Here is a 20,948-nt window from a genome sequence, read left to right as displayed (position 1 = left end):
TCAACGGGCAAGGTACCGCCGGACGTCGTCGGCCACCTGGGCGCGACTGCGCAGACCGTACTTGCGCAGGATCGCGCTCAGGTGGGTCTTGACCGTGTTCGGGCTGACGCCGAGCTCGGCCGCCAGCTGATCGTTGTCGAAACCGTCGGCGAGCAGTACCGCGACGCCCTGCTGGGCCTTGGTCAGACTCGCGAACCGGCGTTCCGGACCTTCGTCGGTCTCCAGCAGCATCTCGATCAGTTCGGTCTGGATGTGCTCGGTGGCGTCGATGATCCGGGTCAGGTGGGTGTGAACGGCGGCGTTCAGGTCCGGTTCGGTCAGCGCCTCGGCCGCGATGTCGCGGATCGACGCGACCCGGTGCGTCAGGTACTCCACCACGTGGTCGGACGTCAGCAGGTTCGGCCCGGTGTCGCCGGCGGGCAGGCGGCGCAACGCGTCCTTGTCCTCGCCTTCGCGGGTCAGCACCCGCTCCACCAGACCAGCCAGCCACTCGAACGCCCGGACCGCGTTGTCGTCGTACGAGCCGGGCAGGTAGCTCTGCATCGACAGCATCCCGAACAGTTGGTCCGCCCCGTCTTTGACCGCCCGGAAGATCGGCACCGTCACCACGTCGGCGGAGCGCCGGGTCTGGTCCCCGATCGGTACCCCGGCGTGCAGGGCGGACCCGTTGTCGTACGCGAATCGGTACGTCTGCCGGTGCTTGATCAGCCAGGCTGTCTGCCCGTTCGGCCCGAACGTGTGCGTGTCCGGACTGACGTACGCGCCGTCGTCGTACCCGTACGGGTACCGCACCCGCCGGCTGCCGTGCAGGAAGCCGATGAAGAACGCGTCGACGCGCGCGATCTTCCCGGCCACCACCCGGACGTAGTCGTACAGGCCGTAGTGGTCGGTCCGGAACAGCGCCTCGATCTTGTGGTACGCCTCGCGCAGGATGATCGCCGTCTCCGCGTCAACCCGCAACGGGGCAGCCTTGTCCGTTTCCACGACACCGGCTCCCCAAACACGGCTGCAGCATCGATTCCCTGACTATGCCGCTGTACCCCGCGTTTTGCCAACTGAATCGGCGCATGCGGTCGCGGGCGCCGAGCGCCGGTTACCGAGTCGCCCTCCCAAGCCTCGGCTCAACCCTGCGTCAGTGCCCGCGACCGCGAGCAGGACACCACCCGAACTGCATGCCCCCGGTGCCCTGGCTCCCCCTGTTGCCTACACGGTGCCACCGATCCGCGACGCCCGCCATCGCCCGGCGCATGAACTTGTTGTGCCCTCAACCTCACCCCGGGGATGAGGTCTCACCAGCTGGTGTCCAGCGGCTTGCCCTCGGCGTACCCGGCTGCGGTCTGCAACCCGACCACCGCCCGGTCGTGGAACTCGGCAAGATTCGCGGCGCCGACGTACGTACACGAGCTGCGGATGCCGGAGACGATCGAATCCAGCAGGTCCTCGACACTCGGGCGGTCCGGGTCCAGGTACATCCGGGCGGACGAGATGCCCTCCTCGAAGATGCTCTTCCGGGCCCGCTGGAACGGGCTGTCCTCGACGGTCCGGGACCGCACCGCCCGCGCGGACGCCATCCCGAAGCTCTCCTTGTAGATCCGGCCCTGGTTGTCCCGGTGCGGATCGCCGGGCGACTCGTACGTGCCGGCGAACCAGGATCCGATCATCACGCTCGACGCGCCCGCGGCCAGCGCCAGCGCGACGTCCCGAGGGTGCCGTACGCCCCCGTCGGCCCAGACGTGCTTGCCGAGTTCACGGGCCTTCGCCGCGCACTCCAGTACGGCGGAGAACTGCGGCCGGCCGACGGCGGTCTGCATCCGGGTCGTACACATCGCGCCCGGCCCGACCCCGACCTTGATGATGTCGGCGCCGGCGTTGGCCAGATCGGTGACGCCTTCGGCGGTGACCACGTTCCCGGCCACGATCGGTACCTTCGGACCGAGCGCCCGGACCCGCTCGACCACTTCGAGCATCCGCTCCTGATGACCGTGCGCGGTGTCCAGGACGAGTACGTCGACGCCGACGTCGAGCAGCGCCTTCGCCTTCTGCTCGGCGTCACCGTTCATCCCGATCGCGGCGGCGACCGTCAGCTTGCCGGCCGCGTCCAGGGCCGGGTCGTACAGCGTCGCCCGGAGCGCGCGCTCCCGGGTCAGGATGCCGACGATCTGGCCGGCCGCGTCCACCACGGGCGCCAGCCGATGCCGCCCGTCGTGCAGCAGGCCGAACGCCGCCTCCGGGTCGATCCCAGCAGGCAGGGTCAGCAGCTCCCGGGACATGATCGCGTCCAGCTGGGTGAACCGGTCGACGCCGGAGCAGTCGACCTCGGTCACCACCCCGACCGGCTGGCCGTCGTCGACCACAATCACCGCGCCGTGGTTTCGCTTCGGGAGCAGCGCGAGCGCCTCCCCCACCGTCCCGGTCGGCGGCAGCACCAGCGCGGTGTCATGTACGGGGTCCCGCTGCTTGACCCAACCGACCACCTCCGACACCACATCCACCGGGATGTCCTGCGGCAGCACCGCGAGCCCACCACAGCGCGCGATCGTCTCCGCCATCCGCCGCCCCGACACCGCGGTCATGTTCGCCGCGACGATCGGAATCGACGCGCCGGTCCCGTCCGACGTGGACAGATCCACATCCAGCCGGGACGCCACACCGGACCGGTTCGGTACCAGGAAGACGTCACTGAAGGTCAGATCACCAGCCGGCTCCCGATCATGATGAAACCGCATCACAGACCCCATTCCTTTGCAGCTCGACAGGTAGTGCACCCCTGAGACACCGTACGCGCCATCACCAACAGGCTCAGGTGCACTAGCTGCCGGCGGACACCTCCTGTCGAAATGCCGAACTGGCTCCCGCAAAACGCGCGCGGGAGCCAGTTCAGGGTTTGGTCAGCGCAGGTCGAAGCGGTCGAGCTCCATCACCTTGTGCCAGGCGGCGACGAAGTCCGTGACGAACTTCGGCGCGGCGTCATCGGTCGCGTACACCTCGGCCACGGCCCGGAGCTCCGAGTTCGAACCGAAGACCAGGTCGGCGCGGGTACCGGTCCACTTGACCTTGCCGTCGACGGTCGCCTCGAAGGTCTCCTGACCGTCGTCGGTCGCGTGCCACTCGGTACCGAGGTCGAGCAGGTTGACGTAGAAGTCGTTCGTCAGCGTGCCCGGGTTGTCGGTCAGTACGCCGTGCTTCGAACCGTCGTAGTTCGCGCCGAGGACCCGCAGGCCGCCGACCAGGACGGTCAGCTCCGGCGCGCTCAGCGTGAGCAGGTTGGCGCGGTCCAGCAGCAGGTACTCGGCCGGGAGCGGGTTGCCCTTGCCGGAGTAGTTGCGGAAACCGTCCGCGACCGGCTCGAGCGCGGCGAACGAGTCCGCGTCCGTCTGCTCCGCGGTCGCGTCCGTCCGGCCGGGCGTGAACGGTACGACGATGTCGTGGCCGGCGTTCTTCGCGGCGATCTCCACCCCGACACCACCGGCGAGCACGATCAGGTCGGCCAGCGAAACCGGCTTCCCGAACGACTGCTGGATACCCTCGAGCGTACGCAGCACCTGCGCCAGCTCGTCCGGGTTGTTGACCTCCCAGCCGGCCTGGGGCTGCAGGCGAATCCGCGCGCCGTTGGCGCCACCACGCTTGTCGCTGCCGCGGAACGTCGACGCCGACGCCCACGCGGTGGAGACCAGCTGCGCCACCGACAGGCCGGAGGCCGCGATCGCCGCCTTCAGCGCGGTCACGTCCGCGTCGCCGATCAGCTCGTGGTCGATGGCCGGCAGCGGGTCCTGCCAGATCAGCACCTCGCTCGGAACCTCCGGACCGAGGTACCGGGCGACCGGACCCATGTCGCGGTGGGTCAGCTTGTACCAGGCCCGGGCGAACGCGTCCGCGAACTCGTCCGGGTTGTCCTTGAACCGGCGCGAGATCGGCTCGTAGATCGGGTCGAACCGCAGCGACAGGTCGGTGGTCAGCATCGTCGGCAGCTTGTTCGGGCCACCGTGCGCGTCCGGAATGATCGCCTCGGCGTTCTTCGCCACCCACTGGTTGGCGCCGGCCGGGCTCTTGCTCAGCTCCCACTCGTAGCCGAACAGGATCTCCCAGAAGTCGTTCGTCCACTGGGTCGGCTTGGTGGTCCAGGTGACCTCGAGGCCGCTGGTGATCGCGTCCTTGCCCTTGCCGGTCTGGTAGGTGCTCTTCCAGCCCAGGCCCTGCTGCTCGATCGGCGCGCCCTCGGGCTCGGCGCCGACGTTCTCCGCCGGGCCGGCACCGTGGGTCTTGCCGAAGGTGTGGCCGCCGGCGATCAGCGCGACGGTCTCCTCGTCGTTCATCGCCATCCGGGCGAACGTCTCGCGGATGTCGCGGGCCGCGGCGACCGGGTCCGGGTTGCCGTTCGGGCCTTCCGGGTTCACGTAGATCAGACCCATCTGGACCGCGCCGAGCGGACGCTGCAGGTCACGGTCGCCGGAGTAGCGCTTGTCGTCCAGCCAGGTGGTTTCCGGACCCCAGTACACGTCGGTCTCCGGCTCCCAGACGTCCTCCCGGCCGCCCGCGAAGCCGAACGTCTTGAAGCCCATCGTCTCCAGCGCGACGTTGCCGGTCAGCACCAGCAGGTCGGCCCAGGAGATCTTCTGGCCGTACTTCTTCTTCACCGGCCAGAGCAGCCGGCGGGCCTTGTCCAGGTTGCCGTTGTCCGGCCAGCTGTTCAGCGGCGCGAACCGCTGCTGCCCGGCCCCGGCGCCACCGCGGCCGTCATGAATCCGGTACGTGCCGGCGCTGTGCCAGGCCATCCGGATCATCAGCGGGCCGTAGTTGCCGAAGTCGGCCGGCCACCAGTCCTGCGAGGTGGTCAGCACCTCCGCGATGTCGGCCTTGACCGCGGCCAGGTCCAGCTTCTTGAATTCGGCGGCGTAGTCGAAGTCCGCGCCGAGCGGGTTCGAGACGGCCGGGTTCTTGGCCAGGATCTTCAGGTTGAGCTGGTTCGGCCACCATTCACGGTTGGCGTTTCCGCTGGTCGGGTGCACGCCCTGACCGTGGTTCACCGGGCAGCCACCGGCAGTGGCGCCGGCCTCGCCGCCGCGGCTCTGTTCGGAGGCCTCGCCGGGCAGTGGCTCGTGGTTCTCGGACATCGAATTCCTTCCAGCACTGGACGTTTGCTACTTCGAGTTGCTTCGAGTTCAGGTACGGCGTGAGCAGTCGGCGCACTGTCCCCAGTAGATGACCTCGGCCTCGTCGATGACGAAACCGTTGTCCTCGGACGCGGTCAGGCAGGGTGCGTGCCCGACCGCGCAGTCGACATCGGCGATCGCGCCACAGGTCCGGCAGACCGCGTGGTGATGGTTGTCACCGACCCGCGACTCGTACCGCGCCACCGACCCCAGCGGCTGGATCCGCCGCACCAGGCCCGCTGCCGTCAACGTGTGCAGCGAGTCGTACACGGCCTGGTGCGACACCTCCGGCAGGTCGTTGCGTACGGCACCGATAATCGAGTCGGTGTCCGCGTGCGGGAACCCGTACACCGCGGCCAGCACGGCCAGCCGCGGCCGGGTCACCCGTAACGCCGCCGCACGCAACAACCCCTGGAGCTCATCCACCGTCGGCACGTCTGCAGTCTTCCGCGCTTTCTGGAATGAGTCAAGATTAGCTGACGCGTGTTCTTGTGCTATGCACTCGTCCTAGGTGCTCGATCTGTGCTCGTCCTATGTGCTCGTCCTATGTGCTCGGCCTAGGTGCTCGGCCGGAGCTAGGCGTCCACGCTGGCCCGGCGGCCGGCCGGTGCCGGAGCGACCCGGCGGGCGCTGCGGAAGGTGCTGATGCTGACGGCCAGCAGCCAGAGGCTCCACAGCGCGCCCATGCTGGCGGTCGTGCCCCAGCCCTGGACCGCGTAGAAGTTCGACGGGTCGTCGTTGGAGTAGATCGCCGGCACGAACGCGAGGTTGATCGCGGCGAGCACGAACGCGGACCGGCCGACCCACTTCGGCAGCAGCCGGAGCCGGGTGACGACGATGCCGAGCGCGATCAGGAACAGCGCCATCAGCAGACGTGAAATCAGCCCCTGCATCAGGTACTGCGCGGCCGCGAACGGGCCTTCCTTGGTGGTGTCGATGTCGTGGTCGACCGAGATCGCGGCGCCGGCCTCCATCGACTGCGGTACGAACACCATCGCCACCCAGAGCAGGCCGGCCGCCTGGACCACGCCCGCGATCCAGTCCGAGGCGAGGTCGACCTGGTGGATCAGCTGGCGCAGGCCGGTGAAGAACAGGATGTAGAACACGCAGCCGACGATCCCGATCAGGCTGCGGGTCAGGATGTCCCAATCCGGCGGGGCGCCGGGATAGAGGAAGTACAGCGGCACCTGAACCACGATGAAGGCGCTGGCGATCATCCCGAATAGGCCGGCGTACCGGCGTACCGAGGCTTCGGACATGGGAGTTCCCCTCTAGTGAACTATGACGAGACGTCTCGTCTCACCGCGAGACGCTAAGTCTCGCTTCGGGTCACTGTCAAGACACAACGTCTCGTCTCGTACACTGGTCTAATGGCGACCCCGAACCCCGACCGCCGCAGCGAACGCGCCCGGCGCGCGATCCTGGACGCGGCCCTGGAGCTGTGCAGCACCGAGACCTACGCCCGCCTCACCATGGAGGGCATCGCCAAACAGGCCGGCGTAGGCAAGCAAACCCTCTACCGCTGGTGGCCCTCAAAGGCCGCGATCCTGCTCGAAGCAATCGAGGAACGCGCCGCCAACACCCTGGAGTTCCCCGACACCGGCGACCTCGCAGCCGACCTCCACACCCAACTGCACGCCCTCGTCCGCACCGTCACGGACCCCCTCTTCGCCGCGTACTCCAAGGGCCTGATAGCCGCCGCCCAAAGCGACCCAGCCATCTCCGACGCCCTCCTGAACGCCCTCATCCGCCCCCGAGTCCAACTCTGCCTGACCCGCCTGACCAAGGCCCAACAAGCCGGCGAGATCCGCCCCGAAGTAGACCTCCCCACCGTAGTAGAACTCCTCTACGGCCCCGTCTACTACCGCCTACTCCTACACACCGCCCCGGTCACCACCACCCAGGTAAACACCACAATCAACCTGGTCCTAACCGCCATCCGCCCCTAAAAGTTGCCCAAGGCCCCCACCACGGACAAGCGAAGCGAAGTCAGACACACCCGCCCCAACAGCCGAGCGAAGCGCAGGCAACCCCCGCGACAAGCGAAGCGAAGTCGAAACCCAGCCGCGGCGCCAAGCCCCCACAGCCGAGCGAAGCGAAGGCAAACCCACCGCGACGAGCAATCCGCGCCGGAAAGCCGACCGCGATGAGCAACCCAGGCGGAAACCCATCCGCGGCGCCCAACCACCACCGGCAAGCCAACCCACACCGAGCAACCACCACCGGCAAGCCAACCCACGCCGAGCAACCACCATCGGCAAGCCAACCGAGACGACCAACCACGGAGCCAAGCGAAGCGAAGGCAAACCCACCGCGACGAGCAATCCGCGCCGGAAAGCCGACCGCGATGAGCAACCCAGGCGGAAACCCATCCGCGGCGCCCAACCACCACCGGCAAGCCAACCGAGACGACCAACCACGGAGCCGAGCGAAGCGAAGGCGCAAGGGGGTGCGGGTGGCGGAGCCCCCGCCCGCGGCAAGCGAAGCGCAGCCGCACAAAATAACGAAGGCGACGCGGTCAGCGCACGTAGTGCGCGACACACGCCGCCCATCGCCTTCGTGGAGCTGAGGGGATTCGAACCCCTGGCCTCTTCGTTGCGAACGAAGCGCGCTACCAACTGCGCCACAGCCCCAGGCTGGTCGCTTCGGTTTCCCTGGCGACCGGGAGACTCTAACACGTTGAGTGCCTGAGTCTAAAACCGGATATCAGTCTCCAACGGCGCGCTTCACTTCGGGTTCTTCGGGTACGACGGGCTCGGTCGCGACGGGCTTCTGCGCGGGGTCGGTGGTGCGGGCGCTGGAGAAGACTTCGTCGTCGGTGAGGGAGATGGTGCGGACGGTCCGGTCGGGTGCTTTTTCTTTCATGACGTAGGTCGGCAGCGTCACCGGTACCGGGTCCCAGAGGCCTTCGGAGGGCGGCTGGGCCGGCTTCTTTTCGGGCTCCGGCGCGGGCTCGGCGGGGAGCTTGACCTCGATGGTCAGCTCGTTGTCGGGTGACGGCGCGGGCTTGCCGGCTGGGCCGCGGTCGTGCCGGGCCTGGTCGCGGGTGCGCCGTTCGGCGGCGGCTTCGATGCGGGTACGCGCCTGCCGCCGCAGCTGCACCCGGGTGAGTACGACGAATCCGGCGATGAGGGTTGCCGGTACGGCGACGGACCACCAGGGCAGCATCGCGAGTCCGGCGAGGGCGACGACGGACAGCAGCGAAAGGGTCAGGATCGACAGCACCCGCCGGCGGCGCATGGCGGCCACCCGGCGGGCCCGGTTCGGGATGTACCGCTTGGGCGGCGGCGAGTCGTCGTCAGCGGTGGCGGCGCCGGCCGGGCGGACGACGTACCGGGGCCGCGACGGGTCGCGGGAGAGTACGCGCGCATCGGCGGCGGACGACACCGGCCGGCGCCGCGCTTCGTCGCCGCGCTTCAGCCACATCGGGACGAGATAGGCGGCCCAGGCGGCGACGATCGCCACGTAGATCAAGCCTGTCGTCCCCATGCGACGACGCTAAGGCGCGGCGGGGGCCAGATGGGGTACGTGGGACGGTGTGTCGCAAGAAGACTCGTGTGACTGATGTGACCAGTACGCAGCGTAGTCAGCCGAGTCGGGATACGAGACCGGGTCCGACTTCTTCGAGGTTGAGCGCGAAGATGCGGTGGTCGCGCCAGTCGCCGTCGATGTGCAGGAACCTTGGCCGTTCGCCTTCGTAGCGGAAACCGAGCTTTTCGACGACGCGCAGACTTGCCTTGTTCTCTGGGCGAATCGCGACTTCGATGCGGTGCAGGCCGAGGGTGAACCAGCAGTGGTCGGCGGCCATCGCGACGGCTGTCGGCACGATCCCGCGGCCGGCGTACTGCTCGTCGACCCAGTAGCCGAGGTTGGCCCAGCGCGCGGAGCCGTACGTGATGCCGGACACCGTGAGCTGTCCGACGAGCGGCCACTTGGCGCGTACGCCCGCGCCGGCTGCACCGCCGTAGGTGATGACGAACGGGAGCATGCGTCCGTAGCGTGCTTGGCGGTTCCAGTCGCGTGCCATAGCGCGGAAGGTGCGTGCGCCGTCGTCCGCACCGGGTGGCTGGGTGGCGTCCCAGGGCCGTAGCCAGCTGACGTTCCGCTGGCGCGCCGCGGCCCATTCACTGCCGTCACCGGCTCGTAGCGGTCGCAGCCCCACCTGGCCGTGCTGCAGCTCCACCGGCCAGTGCACGATCGCCATCAGTCGGTGTCCGTCCGTACGTGGTCGCCGCCGTGTACTTGCTCGACCGCATGTCGGAGCAGCGGCTCCAGTACGGCCAGACCGTCTTTGACGCCGCCGCGTGAACCGGGGAGGTTCACGATGACGGTAGTACGTGCCACTCCGGCTAGTCCGCGGGACAGTGAAGCGGTGGGTACGCCGTTGGCCACGCCGTACGCCCGGATCGCCTCCGCTACGCCAGGCAGCTCTTTGGTGAGTACATCTGCTGTCTGTTCAGGCGTTTCGTCGGTTGGTGAGATCCCGGTACCGCCTGTGGTGAGCACCACGTCGTACGCCGCTTCGATCGCCTCTCGCAGCGCATCCCCTACCGGTTCGCCATCTGGCACTACCTGGGGTCCTGACACCTCGAAACCCCACTCCGCCAACCGCAGCGCGATCAGTGGACCCGTGGTGTCGGTGTACACCCCTGCTGCCGCGCGGTTCGACACGCTGACGACGAGAGCTCTCACGGCCGCTCCCAGTGCCCGGTCTTACCGCCTTCTTTCAGCTCGACTCGTACGTCAGTGAGCACGGCAGCCGGGTCCAGTGCCTTCACCATGTCGATGACGGCCAGGCCGGCAACCGCAACCGCGGTCAGTGCCTCCATCTCGACACCGGTGCGGTCAGTGGTCTTCACCTGGGCCTGGATGAGTACCGCGTCATCCGCCACCTCCAGGTCGACCTTGGCGCCGGTGATGGCGATCGGATGGCACAGCGGCACCAGATCGGGTGTCCGCTTCGCTCCCATGATCCCGGCGATCCGGGCGACGCCTAGTGCGTCACCCTTGGGTACGCCATCGCCGCGCAGCGCGGTCACCACCTCGGCCGACACCAGAACCTTGCCACTGGCAACGGCACGCCGTACACCCACGTCCTTGGCTGACACGTCGACCATCCGGGCCGCCCCGGACTCGTCGACGTGGGTCAACCGCGCAGGGCCTTCAGTCATCCGGTCTCCTCGTCCAGCAGCATCAGCTCGACCTGATCGCCGGCCCGGACCGCTGTCACGTCCTCAGGCACCACGATCAGTGCGTTCGACCGGCTCAGCCCGCCGAGCAGGTGTGAGCCGTGCCCGCCGACTGTACTGGCCATCCAGCCCTCGTCGCCTGCCGTAGCCGTGGCGCGGACGTACTGCCGGCGTCCGGCGGGCGAACTGAACCCGTCCAGCGTCACACCGGGTACCAGTGCGCGCCGGTACGGCATCTGGCCCATCATCTTGCGCAGGGCTGGCCGGACGAACACCTCGAAGGACACGTACGCCGACACCGGGTTGCCAGGCAGCGTGAAGATCGGTACCTCGTCCTCACCGATCACACCGAACCCCTGCGGTTTCCCGGGCTGCATCGCGACCTGTGGGAAGTCCACGGTGCCGAGCTTGGACAGCTCCTCCTTGACGATGTCGTACGCGCCCATGCTGACGCCGCCTGTGGTGATCACCAGGTCGGCCCGTACCAACTGGTCGGACAGGGTGTCCATGATCCGTTTGGGGTCGTCATCGACGATGCCGACGCGGTACGCCACTGCTCCGGCGTCCCGGGCGCAGGCGGCCAGGGTGTAGCTGTTCGAGTCGTAGATCTGCCCGTCACCCAGTCGGCTGCCCGGCTCGCGCAACTCGGCACCGGTCGAGATCACCACCACCCGCGGTCGCGGCCGCGCCTTCACCCGCGCCCGGCCGACCGCGGCCAGTACGGCGATCTGCCGCGGGCCCAGCACGGTGTCGCGGTCCAGTACCTGCGTACCGGCGGTCACGTCCTCGCCGGCGCGCCGGACCGATCCACCGACCGGCGGCTGCTTGGTGAACCGTGCCGTCACCGTCCCGCCGTCGGTCCACTCGACCGGAACCACACTGTCCGCACCACGCGGCATCGGCGCACCGGTCATGATCCGTACGCAGGTCCCCTGGGTGACCACGATCGGCTCGCTGCGACCGGCCCGGAACTCCCCGACCACCGGCAGCGGGATCGGGTTCTCGTCCGAGGCGCCGGCCAGATCACGGGCCTGCACCGCGTACCCGTCCATTGCCGAGTTGTCGAACCCCGGCAGGCTCACGCCGGACACGATGTCCTCGCAGAGCATCAGCCCGACGGCGTCCATCAACGGCTGGTCGAACGCCGGCAACGCCGTCACCCTCCCGAGCACAACCTCCAGATGTTCATCCACACTCCGTCTCACGACCCGACCCTAATCTGTCCCACCCACAGGAGGTAGTTGCCACGTCGAGCCGACCGCGGCCGCACGCATCCGGATGTCGCGATCAGCGCGCGTCAACACCACGCCGCAAGGCCGACTGTTGCCGGCGGACCCGCACCAACCCCTAGCCATCTACGCCGGCGTCGGAGTCGGCGGCTTCGCAGTCGACGTGGGCGTCGGTGTCGGCGTCGGTGTCGGCGTCGGTGTCGGCGTCGGTGTCGGCGTCGGTGTCGGCGGCGGTGTCGGCGTCGGCGTCGGTGTCGGCGTTGGCGTTGGCGGCGGTGTCGGCGTTGGCGTTGGCGTTGGCGGCTGGGCGCTACGTCCTGTCGTCAGGGGTTCCCCACACCATCCGAACGTCCGGCGCGTGCTCCTCGTTGCCGGCACCGTCGGTGCGGCGTACCTCGCGGAAGCCGTGGGAGAGGTAGAAGGCCTGGGCGCGGATGTTGCTCTGGAACGTCCACAGCGCGAGACCACCCGGGCGGAGGTCCTTGGCGAGGTCGACCAGCGTGGACCCGATCCCCTGCCCGGCTGCCTCGGGGGCAACGTACAACTGGTCGAGGTCGTCACCATCCAGGGTGAGCACCGCGACGATCCGGTCATCGTCGAGCGCCACCCAGGTCTGCCCGTCCGGCAGCAGCACGTCCGCGAACCAGGTGACGACCTGCTCCGCGGTGTGAACAGCCGGCGGCAACTGCGACCCGTCCGCATGCCGGGCTCCCCACCAAACCGCAGCCGCCTCCCCGACATCAGCCGACTCCAACAGCCGAATCAACACCTCATCCACGCTCAGCCCCACCCATCTTCAGCCCACCCATCCCCAGCTCCGGTCCTGCCTTCCGGCCCGTCCACCTTCAGCCCAGCCCATCCCCAGCCCCGCTCATCTTCAGCCCCGCCCAGCCTCCGGGCCCGTCCGCCCCTACCCCTGCCCTCTTCAGCCCTGCCCAGCCTTCCGGCCCGTCCATCCCCAGGCCCCCCGTCCATCTCGGCGCCGGCCACCTTCCGCGCTGCTCGTCTTCAGCTGAGTTCGGTTCCGTCTGGGATCACGTGGCGTTTGCCGTCGGGGGCGGACACCTCGACGTCGCCGATCACCACCACGTCCTTGCCGAAGGCAACGTCGCCGCGGACCTCGAGCCGGTCGGCGCGGACCAGCGACGGCGGCCCGGCGGCGAACCGGGCGTCGAAGTCGGCCAGGATCCTGAAGTATTCAGGGTCCAGGTCCACGTACGGCTCGTCGCCCTCATGCGTCGTGGTCAGATCACCGGCCTCGTCCAGCTCGTACACGTCCGACCGCAGCACCAGCAGATCGTTCGTCGTCTTCACCGGCTTGAACCGGCTGCGGTCGACGATCACCGCCTGTGATCCCTCGAAGGTCTCGATCGCGGTACCCATCCCGGTCTCCAGCTGGATCACCTTCGGCGATCCCGGGTCGGCCGGGTCGACGGTCTTGTGGTTCACGATGATCGGCAGCCCGAGGATGCCGTCGTGCCCGGACATCAGCTCGGCCAGCCGGTCCAGGTCGATCCACAGGTTGTTGGTGTTGAACATCTTGTGCCGGGTGATGTCCTGGAAGTACGCGGTCTCGTCGTCCGCGACCTGGGCACTGTCCCGCAGGATCAGCCGGCCGTCGGACTTCCGGACCGCGACGTGACCGCCCTTCCGGTCGGAGCGGGTGCGCCGGCACACCTCCATACCAAACGGTACGGTATGTTCCGCCATCCAGGCGGCGATCCGTGGATCCGGGGTGGCGCCGAGGTTGTCGGCGTTCGAGATGAACGCGTGCCGGAAGCCGTGCTCGCGGAGCGCGTCCAGCGTGCCGGAGGCGACCAGCGCGGTGAACAGGTCGCCGTGGCCGGGCGGGCACCAGGCGAGCTCCGGGTCCGGCTCCCACTCGGCCGGCGTCAGATCGTCGGCGAGCAGCTTCGGCTCCATGTTCTGCTGGAAGCTGAGTGGCAGGCCGTCGATCGCCAGCCCCTCGTACTCGCTGAGGATCTGCAGCGACTCGGTCTTGGTCCGGAACGAGTTCATCAGCACCAGGGGCAGCCGCACGTCGTACGCGCGCCGGGTGCTCAGGATCTGCCGGGCGATGATGTCCAGGAAGCTCAGCCCGTCCTTGACCGGCAGCGCCGACTTCGGGCCGGTGACGCCCATCGACGTACCGAGGCCGCCGTTGAGCTTGATCACCGCTGTCTCGGCCAACGCGGCGCGGAGCGCGTCCGGATCGGTGTCCAGGTGCTCCAGATGTGGCAACTCGCCGACCGGCTCGATATCCGCCTCGCGGATCTTGCCCTGCTGCCCGGACTCCAGCAGCCGGTAGTAGTGCGTGAAGACACGTATCGCGACATCGGCGGCACCGGCCGCGCGCATCTTCTCCTGCGCTTGTCTGAGACCCACCTCACCCATGGACCAACCCTAGGGGACGGACGGTAATCCCGTTGTTGCACGCGTCACGCTCATACGATCGGTCTGTGTACTTGACGAAGGCCGCGGCGCGGCAGCAGTTTCTCGATGCGCGAGCCCGGCGGGCCCGCTCCGAGGGACTGCTGGCGAGCGCCCAACAGGTGCTGCCGGACGTGTACCGGGTCGCGCTCTACGTGTCCATGGGACCGGAACCGCAGACCGGTGCGCTGATCGACTGGCTGCTCGCCACGAACCACGAGGTGCTCCTACCGATCCTGTACGCCGACAACGACCTCGGTTGGGGCGTCGCACCTGGTGCGGCCGACCTGGTGCCGGGGCGGCTCGGTCTGTCGGAGCCACCGATCGATCTGGGCTCGGACGCGATCGCCACCGCCGATCTGGTCATCTGCCCCGCTCTGGCTGTCGCCCGCGACGGCGTGCGGCTGGGGCGCGGCGGTGGCTCGTACGACCGCGCACTGGCTCGTACGCGGCCCGGTACGCCGGTGTGGGCCGCTGTGTACGACACGGAGGTCGTAGCGACGCTCCCGTTCGACACGCACGACCGGCCGGTCCACGCGGCGCTGACGCCGAACCACTTGATCCCACTGCAAAGATCGGGGCATGACTGAGACCGCGGTTCAAGCCGCAGCCACAGCCGCACGCGCAATGGGCCTGACCGTCACCGATCCGGCCGTGCTCTACCAAGGCTTCTCGACCGTCGTCCACCTGCAGCCGGCACCTGTCGTGGCCCGAGTGCCGCTGGACCTGCCGGACATCTTCAAAGGGCCGGACGGCCGTCAGCAGCGTGAACTGGACGCTGTGACCTGGCTGGCCGAGCAGGGACTACCTGTGGTGACGCCGAGTCCCCTCGTGCCGCTGAAGCCGGTAGAGCAGGACGGGTTGTCCATGACGCTCTGGACGTACGTGGAGGTCGACCAGGCTGTTGAACCTGACTATGCGGGTGCCACAGCCAGGGTGGTCGATCTGCACGCACAGCTCGCCACGTACCCGGGAGAACTGCTGTGGATGAGTCCACTGCAGCTCATTGGGCAGGTGCTCGGGACCATGGACGCCGTACCGGGTCTGCTCGAAGAGGCGGACCTCGACCGGGCACGGGCCGAGTGGAAGGTGCTGGAGCCGGTGCTGGGCAGTCGCGCCGGTTTCGAGGCTGCGTTTCCGTCAGCGGTCGTGCAGCCGATCCACGGCGATGCCCCGTCGTGGAACCTCATCAACACCGTCGACGGTCCGCTCTGGGCCGACTTCGAGGACGTCACCGTCGGACCGCGCGAGTGGGACATCGCCGGCTTCGGCCCGGAGCTCTACCGTGCGTACGACGCGGCAGCGAGCACGCCACTGGATCCACAGGTCCAGCAACTGATGGACCACGCCCGCGCGCTACAGGTCATGGTGTGTACGCCGCTGGTGCCGCACTTCCCGGACCTGGCCGACGGAATCCGCATGTTCGCTGCCCAATGGCGGGACATGCCGTTCGCTGGAGGACTGCACTGATGCTTGAAACGTACGTAGAGAACGGTGTGGTTGCCGGACTGATCAGTCTGGTGAGCCGTGGCGACGAGACCAAGGTCGAAGTGCACGGCAAGGCCGCGTACGACGGACCGGAGTTGGAGCGGGACAGCCTGTTCCGGGTGGCGTCCTTCACCAAGCCGATCGTGGCTGCCGCGACCATGCTGCTCGTCGATGACAAGCGGTTGACGCTGGACGCGCCAGTAGCCGACGTACTGCCGGAGTTGGCGCATCCGGTCGTACTGCGACGGCCCGACGGTCCTGTGGAGGACACCGTGCCCGCGGCGCGACCGATCACGCTGGAGGACCTCCTGACGTTCCGGCTCGGTCTAGGTGAGTCGGACAACCCTGAGTTGCGCCAGCGCGAACAGGAGCTCGGTGTGCACACATTCGGCCCACCGATTCCGCGTACTGAGCTGGAGCCTGACGAGTGGATGAAACGGTTCGGGACGCTGCCACTGCAGTACCAGCCGGGTGAGCAGTGGCTGTACGCCACCGGTTCGCATCTACTTGGCGTACTCGTGGCGCGCGTCGCGGGTCAGCCGCTGGGTGAGTTCCTCGCGGAGCGGATCTTCCAGCCGTTGGGAATGCGCGATACCGGCTTCACCGCGTCTGACCCTGATCGGCTGACCACGGCGTACATCGGGACCGACGTACTCGACCCAGCCGTCGGGAGTCAGTGGCTGACGCCGCCACCGTTCCCGGACGCGGCCGGTGGGTTGATCTCGACCGTGGATGACTTCCATGCGTTCACGCGGATGCTGCTGGAGGACGGCGGCGGTCTGCTGTCACCGCATTCCGTCGCGGCGATGACAACGGATCACCTGACACCCACGCAGCGGGAGGCGGCTGTTGGGTTCCTCGGTCCGGACACCGGCTGGGGCTATGGGGTGTCCGTTGGCGGGCAGTACGGCTGGGCGGGCGGCCTGGGCACGTTGTGGTCGACCACGCCGGCCGACCGCACCATCTCCATCCTGCTCACCCAGCGGGCGATCTGGACCTGGCCGGAAGAACTGTTCGCGGAGGCCAGCACACCCGCCTGGTAAGCCCCGGCAACCTGGCACCCGAGCTCAGCCACCAGAGCTGAGCCCGGCTGCCAGGGCTGGGCTCAGCTGGCAGCCGAGCTCAGCTGCCAGGTTTCGTGAAGGTCAGCGTGTGTTTGCGGGTCGCTTCGACAGCGCCCTTCGTGTACGCCCACGGGAGCGTCTCGCCCTTGACCCACAGGTCCGTCTGGTCCGTGTAGTTCGACGAGTAGGCGTGCCCGGAGACACCGGTCAGGTTCACCCACCGGGACTGGTCGAAGTCCGACAGGTCGACGACCATCCGCATCGACGGTGTCGCGGTCACTCCGTACCCCTCCGACGCGTCCCAGGCGGTGGCGTCAACGATCGAAGTGCCACCGCCAAGCTCGTACGGGCCGCGGTTGAACATCTTCTCGACTACGCCGACCCCGGACTTGCCCAGCGTCTGGTTGGTCAGCGTGAGCTTGTGCAGCCGGCCCCACTGCCAGTTGGCGGGCTCACGCGCCATCTTCTGGGTGATCTCGGTGCGGGCGTTGATCAGCGCCTCGCGCAGGATGTCGTCCCGGCTCTCCCGCTGCGGCGTACGGATGTCGTCCCACCAGCCGCTGTTCGGCTGGCCGAGCAGATTGTGGATCACCTCGAACCAGCGCGAGCCACCATCCGGCCAGGTGCCCTCCGGGAGCTGGTCGTGGAACGTCAGCGCGAGCAGGTTGCGCCAGACCACGTTGAAGTACGCCGCGGGGGCGGAGTCCGGCGGCTGGGTGAAGTCCCAGTTCCGCAGGATGTCCTGGCCCTGGCGGTCGAACGCGTCGTCGATGCTGATCCGGAGCAGGTACGGGACCAGCATCTCGGCGGCCTTGTTCTTGGTGTCCAGCTGGATCGACGCCATCGCGTTCACGTCCAGCTTCCCGGCCGCCTTGATCCGGTCGAGGATCTGTTGCGACCGATAGCCGTAGTCCCAGGAGTTCGTCAGGTAGTACGTGTACGTCCGGGGTACCACTGCCTGGTTCGCGGTGACGATGATCCCGTCCGGTGGATCGAACTCCGTCGGTAGCGCATCGAAGGGTACGTAGCCCTTCCAGTAGTACCTCGGATCCCAGCCGGGTACGGGCCAGTCACCGCGGCCGATCGACCGGATCGGGATCAGACCAGGAGCCTGGTACCCGATGTGGCCGTCGGTGTCGGCGTACACCAGGTTCTGCGAGGGGACCTGGAACTGCTTGGCGGCGGCACGGAACTGGGACCAGTTCTGCGCGACGTTGATCGCGAACAGGGCGTCGGCGGTCTTTCCCGGGTTCAGCGCGGTCCATTGCAGCGCGACGCCGTACGCCTTCGGGTACTTCGCCTGGGTCGCTGCCTGTTCGCCGACCTTCCGCTCGTCGTCGCCGACATCCGAGATCAGCGGGCCGTGCCGTGTCTCCCGGACGGTGATCTTCACCGGGTCGCTCTGGCCGGCCACCTTGAACGTCTCCTCGCGGGTGACCATCGGGCGCCACTTGTTGTTGTAGAGCGCGTTGTTGCCCTCGATCCGCTCCAGGTACAGGTCCTGGACGTCGGGGTCGAGGTTCGTGAAGCCCCACGAGATCGCGTTGTTGTGGCCGATCACCACTCCGGGCAGACCGGAGAAGCTGAAGCCGGACACGTCGAACGGGCAGCTCTTGCTGATGCTGTTGCAGTGCAGGCCGACCTGCGTCCAGATCCCGGGCATGGTGGCGCCCAGGTGCGGGTCGTTGGCCAGCAGCGGCTTGCCGGTCGTTGTGTGGTCGCCGGAGACAACCCACGAGTTCGAGCCGACGCCGTCGCCCTGGCCGAGGAGCTGGGGCAGGCCCTTGGCGACCTTCTGCACCGAGTCGAGAGACTTCAGCAGGTCCTGGGTGAGCATGCCACGGCGAACCTCGTTGCTGGTCGGCTTCGCGGTGAACTTGCCGTCCTTGACCGAACCAGTCGGCATGATCGGTTGGTTCCGCTCGTACGGGTACTGCGGGTAGAGGCTCTCGATGTTGCGCTGCGGGAACGCCGCCAGCAGCTTGGTCCGGGTGATCTCCTCATCCAGGTTGCCGCCGAGGTCCCAGGCCATCGCCTTCAGCCAGGCCAGCGAGTCGGCGGCCGTCCACGGCTCCGGCGTGTAGTTCTTCGGGCCACCGGGCTGCACCGACAGGACCGCGTACTCGAGACTCAGCCCGGAGCCGTTGTGCTTCGCCAGGTACGCGTTCACGCCGCGGGCGTAGTCGTCCAGGTACTGCCGGGTGGTCGGGCTGAGCAGCGGCAGCTCCTGCTCCGCGACCCGGCGCCAGCCGAGGGTACGGACGAACTTGTCGGTTTCGAGCGCGGTCTTGCCGAACAGCTCGCTCAACCGGCCGGACGTGACGTGCCGGCGGAAGTCCATCTCGAAGAACCGGTCCTGCGCGTGCACGTAGCCCTGCGCGGCGAACAGGTCGGCCGGGGTGTCGGCGTAGATCTGCGGGATGCCGTTGGCGTCCCGGACGACGCTCACGTCACCGTCCAGTCCCTCCAGGTCGATCGTCCCGTCGTAGGTCGGGAACGAGTGGCGGACGACGAAAACGACGGTACCGGCGATCACCAGGAGGACCGTGGTGAGGGCGATTCCGCTGATGATGACGGCTCGAAGCAGGCGACGCACGGACCCAACCGTAGAGAATCCCGCCCCGTGCCCCAAATGGGGTGCCTCACAACTTTGCGTTGCTCTGCGTTCCATCGACATGAACGCTGAGTTGAGGTATGAGGGAGTCCCCGGTTCCGCTCTGGACCGGATTCGCCGCAACCGGCATGACGACTCCGGAAACAGCGTCGTTCCGCGCCGGTCCGAAGGCGGCGAGCCGCTGCGCTGCTGCCTGACGATCGCCGCCGCGGGCGCGGAGATCGCGCTGGTCGCGTACCGCCCGATGGCCGTCGGCGGACCGTACGCCGAGGTCGGGCCGGTGTTCGTCCACACCCTGGACTGTCCGGAGCCGGACACCGGTAGCTTCCCGATCGACTTCCGGGACCGGCGCGCGGTCCTGCGTCAGTACGACGCGAACGGCCAGATGCTGGATGGTGTGCTGGCGGAGGCCGGGACCGCGGAGACCGAACTCAAACGACTGTTCGAGGACGCGGCAGTGGACAGCGTTCAGGTGCGGAACGTGGTGGCCGGCTGCTGGAACTTTACGGTCCGCCGGCAGGGCTGAGTTGGAATAGTTCGGGCCGCTGGCGCATTATTAGCAGTCGGGTAGTAGGAGTGCCAGCGGCTTGAAGGGAACCGACCGTGCCGACGTACCAATACCAGTGCACCGACTGTGGCGAAGCGCTCGAGGTGCGCCAGAGCTTCACGGACGATGCGCTGACCGTGTGCCCGAACTGCCAGGGCAGCCTGCGCAAGGTCTTCAACGCCGTCGGCGTGGTGTTCAAGGGCTCCGGGTTCTACCGCACCGACAGCCGCTCGTCCGGCAAGAGTTCGGTACCGGCGAAGTCCGAGTCGTCGGGTTCGGGTTCGTCCTCGGGCTCGTCGTCGTCCGGTTCGTCTTCCTCGGATTCCTCGTCGTCCTCGTCCTCGTCGGGTTCTTCGACGGCCGCGAAGAGCTCGTCGGGTAGCTCGTCGTCCAGCAGCTCGTCGTCCTCCGGGACCAGCGCCGCCTGACCCACCCCCGGGCTCGGGTACCGCGTGCGGCTGCCCCCTGTGGATAACTGAACCGCCGGAGTCGGCGAAAATCGTATCTTCTCCGGCATGATCCCTTCCCTGCTTCGTGATCCGCTCCGTGACCTGATCCGGGCCGCCCGGTGGCACCGTCGGCTGTTGGCCGGCATCGCCGCCGCGGCCGCCGTGTACTTCGGCCTTCTCTCCCTGTCCCCCGCGCCGCCACCGACGATTCCGGTGCTGGCCGCGGCGCGCGACCTCGCCGGCGGCGTGGTGCCCACGGGCGGCGACCTACGGACCGTTGGCCTGCCGTCCGCGGCCGTGCCGGCCGGCGCCCTCAGACCCGGCGCAGACCTCAGCAGGCGCGTACTCAGCGGGCCGGTTCGTGCCGGCGAACCACTGACCGACGCGAGATTCCTCGGCCCACCCGCGATTCCGCCCAGCTCAGTCGCGTACCCGCTCCGGGTCGACGATGCCGACATCAGCGCGCTGCTCCGCGTCGGCGATCACCTCAACCTGTACGCGGCGACCAGCACCACGAGAGACACCGCTGGACTGCTCGCCCGGGCCGTGCCTGTGATCGCCCTGCCGGTGCCGCGATCGGCTGGTACGGGTGCGCTGGTCGTGGTCGCGACGACCTCCGAGGTCGCCACCAAACTGGCCCAGGCCAGTGCGAACTCACGCATCACCGTGGCTCTGACTCCGGACACCAGCTGACCGGTCCCCGGAAACAGTGCGCGACGATGCACCGGCGCGCGGCGCGGTCCCTAGCTCCAGCAGGCCTGTGGTCCTACCTTGTCCGGGTACACCTC

At 68.2% G+C, this 20,948-nt stretch carries 20 protein-coding genes and 1 tRNA gene; 7 read left to right on the top strand and 14 right to left on the bottom strand.

The annotated features are described in order from the left end of the window. From HDA44_RS32910 to HDA44_RS32890, 5 genes are all read right to left on the bottom strand, one after another. A complete protein-coding gene (locus HDA44_RS32910) occupies positions 1–984 on the bottom strand; it encodes a LuxR C-terminal-related transcriptional regulator (RefSeq protein ID WP_184841176.1) in 984 nt (327 codons plus the stop codon). A 305-nt stretch (positions 985–1,289) separates the two neighbouring features. Next, positions 1,290–2,726: a GuaB1 family IMP dehydrogenase-related protein gene (locus HDA44_RS32905; protein WP_184841175.1), complete on the bottom strand. Its 1,437-nt coding sequence runs from the start codon at positions 2,724–2,726 to the stop codon at positions 1,290–1,292. Between the two features lie 162 nt (positions 2,727–2,888). After that, complete coding sequence (gene katG, locus HDA44_RS32900) at positions 2,889–5,111, bottom strand: catalase/peroxidase HPI (protein WP_184841174.1); 2,223 nt, start codon at positions 5,109–5,111, stop codon at positions 2,889–2,891. Positions 5,112–5,159: 48 nt separating this feature from the next. Then, positions 5,160–5,585 (bottom strand): transcriptional repressor, encoded by a 426-nt coding sequence (locus HDA44_RS32895; protein WP_184841172.1) that lies wholly within the window; start codon positions 5,583–5,585, stop codon positions 5,160–5,162. 140 nt (positions 5,586–5,725) lie between these two features. Further along, positions 5,726–6,409: a hypothetical protein gene (locus HDA44_RS32890; protein ID WP_184841170.1), complete on the bottom strand. Its 684-nt coding sequence runs from the start codon at positions 6,407–6,409 to the stop codon at positions 5,726–5,728. Between the two features lie 111 nt (positions 6,410–6,520). Here HDA44_RS32890 and HDA44_RS32885 point away from each other — a divergent pair, with 111 nt between their 5' ends. Then, positions 6,521–7,099, top strand: coding sequence for a TetR/AcrR family transcriptional regulator (locus HDA44_RS32885; RefSeq protein ID WP_184841168.1), 579 nt, complete (start codon positions 6,521–6,523; stop codon positions 7,097–7,099). A 611-nt stretch (positions 7,100–7,710) separates the two neighbouring features. Here HDA44_RS32885 and HDA44_RS32880 read toward each other — a convergent pair. The 8 genes from HDA44_RS32880 to HDA44_RS32845 all read right to left on the bottom strand — a co-directional run bounded on the left by HDA44_RS32880 (position 7,711) and on the right by HDA44_RS32845 (position 13,962). Then, positions 7,711–7,783: transfer RNA gene (locus HDA44_RS32880), tRNA-Ala, on the bottom strand. 73 nt (positions 7,784–7,856) lie between these two features. Beyond that, positions 7,857–8,639, bottom strand: coding sequence for a divisome protein SepX/GlpR (gene sepX, locus HDA44_RS32875; protein WP_184841166.1), 783 nt, complete (start codon positions 8,637–8,639; stop codon positions 7,857–7,859). A gap of 97 nt (positions 8,640–8,736) precedes the next feature. Beyond that, entirely contained in the window at positions 8,737–9,354 is a 618-nt protein-coding gene (locus HDA44_RS32870; RefSeq protein ID WP_184841164.1) for a GNAT family N-acetyltransferase, read from the bottom strand. Beyond that, complete coding sequence (locus HDA44_RS32865) at positions 9,354–9,842, bottom strand: MogA/MoaB family molybdenum cofactor biosynthesis protein (RefSeq protein ID WP_184841162.1); 489 nt, start codon at positions 9,840–9,842, stop codon at positions 9,354–9,356. Before HDA44_RS32865 ends, HDA44_RS32870 begins: the two co-directional genes overlap by 1 nt. Then, entirely contained in the window at positions 9,839–10,321 is a 483-nt protein-coding gene (gene moaC, locus HDA44_RS32860; protein WP_184841160.1) for a cyclic pyranopterin monophosphate synthase MoaC, read from the bottom strand. The genes HDA44_RS32865 and moaC overlap by 4 nt, the downstream gene beginning before the upstream one ends. Then, entirely contained in the window at positions 10,318–11,544 is a 1,227-nt protein-coding gene (gene glp, locus HDA44_RS32855; RefSeq protein ID WP_184841158.1) for a molybdotransferase-like divisome protein Glp, read from the bottom strand. Before glp ends, moaC begins: the two co-directional genes overlap by 4 nt. 334 nt (positions 11,545–11,878) lie before the next feature. Continuing rightward, positions 11,879–12,346, bottom strand: a complete 468-nt coding sequence (locus HDA44_RS32850; protein WP_184841155.1) for a GNAT family N-acetyltransferase — start codon at positions 12,344–12,346, stop codon at positions 11,879–11,881. A 230-nt stretch (positions 12,347–12,576) separates the two neighbouring features. After that, complete coding sequence (locus HDA44_RS32845; protein WP_184841153.1) at positions 12,577–13,962, bottom strand: UTP--glucose-1-phosphate uridylyltransferase; 1,386 nt, start codon at positions 13,960–13,962, stop codon at positions 12,577–12,579. A gap of 65 nt (positions 13,963–14,027) precedes the next feature. Here HDA44_RS32845 and HDA44_RS32840 point away from each other — a divergent pair, with 65 nt between their 5' ends. The 3 genes from HDA44_RS32840 to HDA44_RS32830 are packed head-to-tail and all read left to right on the top strand — an operon-like array spanning position 14,028 to position 16,529. Then, positions 14,028–14,588, top strand: a complete 561-nt coding sequence (locus HDA44_RS32840) for a 5-formyltetrahydrofolate cyclo-ligase (RefSeq protein WP_184841151.1) — start codon at positions 14,028–14,030, stop codon at positions 14,586–14,588. After that, on the top strand, positions 14,581–15,468 hold the full coding sequence (locus HDA44_RS32835; protein WP_184841149.1) for a phosphotransferase: 888 nt from the start codon (positions 14,581–14,583) through the stop codon (positions 15,466–15,468). The genes HDA44_RS32840 and HDA44_RS32835 overlap by 8 nt, the downstream gene beginning before the upstream one ends. Then, complete coding sequence (locus HDA44_RS32830) at positions 15,468–16,529, top strand: serine hydrolase domain-containing protein (RefSeq protein ID WP_184841146.1); 1,062 nt, start codon at positions 15,468–15,470, stop codon at positions 16,527–16,529. Before HDA44_RS32835 ends, HDA44_RS32830 begins: the two co-directional genes overlap by 1 nt. A gap of 79 nt (positions 16,530–16,608) precedes the next feature. On the opposite strand, the gene HDA44_RS32825 is transcribed toward HDA44_RS32830, so the two are convergent. Continuing rightward, positions 16,609–19,146: a penicillin acylase family protein gene (locus HDA44_RS32825; RefSeq protein ID WP_184841144.1), complete on the bottom strand. Its 2,538-nt coding sequence runs from the start codon at positions 19,144–19,146 to the stop codon at positions 16,609–16,611. Between the two features lie 79 nt (positions 19,147–19,225). Between HDA44_RS32825 and HDA44_RS32820 the strand changes: the two genes are divergently transcribed. The 3 genes from HDA44_RS32820 to HDA44_RS32810 all read left to right on the top strand — a co-directional run bounded on the left by HDA44_RS32820 (position 19,226) and on the right by HDA44_RS32810 (position 20,853). Beyond that, positions 19,226–19,690, top strand: coding sequence for a DUF1203 domain-containing protein (locus tag HDA44_RS32820; RefSeq protein WP_184841142.1), 465 nt, complete (start codon positions 19,226–19,228; stop codon positions 19,688–19,690). A gap of 77 nt (positions 19,691–19,767) precedes the next feature. Further along, on the top strand, positions 19,768–20,139 hold the full coding sequence (locus HDA44_RS32815) for an FmdB family zinc ribbon protein (protein ID WP_184841140.1): 372 nt from the start codon (positions 19,768–19,770) through the stop codon (positions 20,137–20,139). An 87-nt stretch (positions 20,140–20,226) separates the two neighbouring features. Beyond that, positions 20,227–20,853: a CpaB family protein gene (locus tag HDA44_RS32810; protein ID WP_238352603.1), complete on the top strand. Its 627-nt coding sequence runs from the start codon at positions 20,227–20,229 to the stop codon at positions 20,851–20,853. Positions 20,854–20,948: the final 95 nt, after the last annotated feature.

Source organism: Kribbella solani, from assembly GCF_014205295.1.
Taxonomy (GTDB): Bacteria; Actinomycetota; Actinomycetes; order Propionibacteriales; family Kribbellaceae; genus Kribbella; species Kribbella solani.
The sequence above is the reverse complement of the archived record's forward strand: the minus strand, read 5'-3'. Positions and strand labels throughout refer to the sequence as shown.

Bases quoted from the DNA above. Each gene is read 5' to 3' on its own strand.
- katG (WP_184841174.1), bottom strand. From the start codon at position 5,111: ATGTCCGAGAACCACGAGCCACTGCCCGGCGAGGCCTCCGAACAGAGC.
- HDA44_RS32810 (WP_238352603.1), top strand. From the start codon at position 20,227: ATGATCCCTTCCCTGCTTCGTGATCCGCTCCGTGACCTGATCCGGGCC.
- sepX (WP_184841166.1), bottom strand. From the start codon at position 8,639: ATGGGGACGACAGGCTTGATCTACGTGGCGATCGTCGCCGCCTGGGCC.
- moaC (WP_184841160.1), bottom strand. From the start codon at position 10,321: ATGACTGAAGGCCCTGCGCGGTTGACCCACGTCGACGAGTCCGGGGCG.
- HDA44_RS32905 (WP_184841175.1), bottom strand. From the start codon at position 2,726: ATGCGGTTTCATCATGATCGGGAGCCGGCTGGTGATCTGACCTTCAGT.
- HDA44_RS32835 (WP_184841149.1), top strand. From the start codon at position 14,581: ATGACTGAGACCGCGGTTCAAGCCGCAGCCACAGCCGCACGCGCAATG.
- HDA44_RS32820 (WP_184841142.1), top strand. From the start codon at position 19,226: ATGAACGCTGAGTTGAGGTATGAGGGAGTCCCCGGTTCCGCTCTGGAC.
- HDA44_RS32870 (WP_184841164.1), bottom strand. From the start codon at position 9,354: ATGGCGATCGTGCACTGGCCGGTGGAGCTGCAGCACGGCCAGGTGGGG.
- HDA44_RS32845 (WP_184841153.1), bottom strand. From the start codon at position 13,962: ATGGGTGAGGTGGGTCTCAGACAAGCGCAGGAGAAGATGCGCGCGGCC.
- HDA44_RS32830 (WP_184841146.1), top strand. From the start codon at position 15,468: ATGCTTGAAACGTACGTAGAGAACGGTGTGGTTGCCGGACTGATCAGT.
- HDA44_RS32890 (WP_184841170.1), bottom strand. From the start codon at position 6,409: ATGTCCGAAGCCTCGGTACGCCGGTACGCCGGCCTATTCGGGATGATC.
- HDA44_RS32885 (WP_184841168.1), top strand. From the start codon at position 6,521: ATGGCGACCCCGAACCCCGACCGCCGCAGCGAACGCGCCCGGCGCGCG.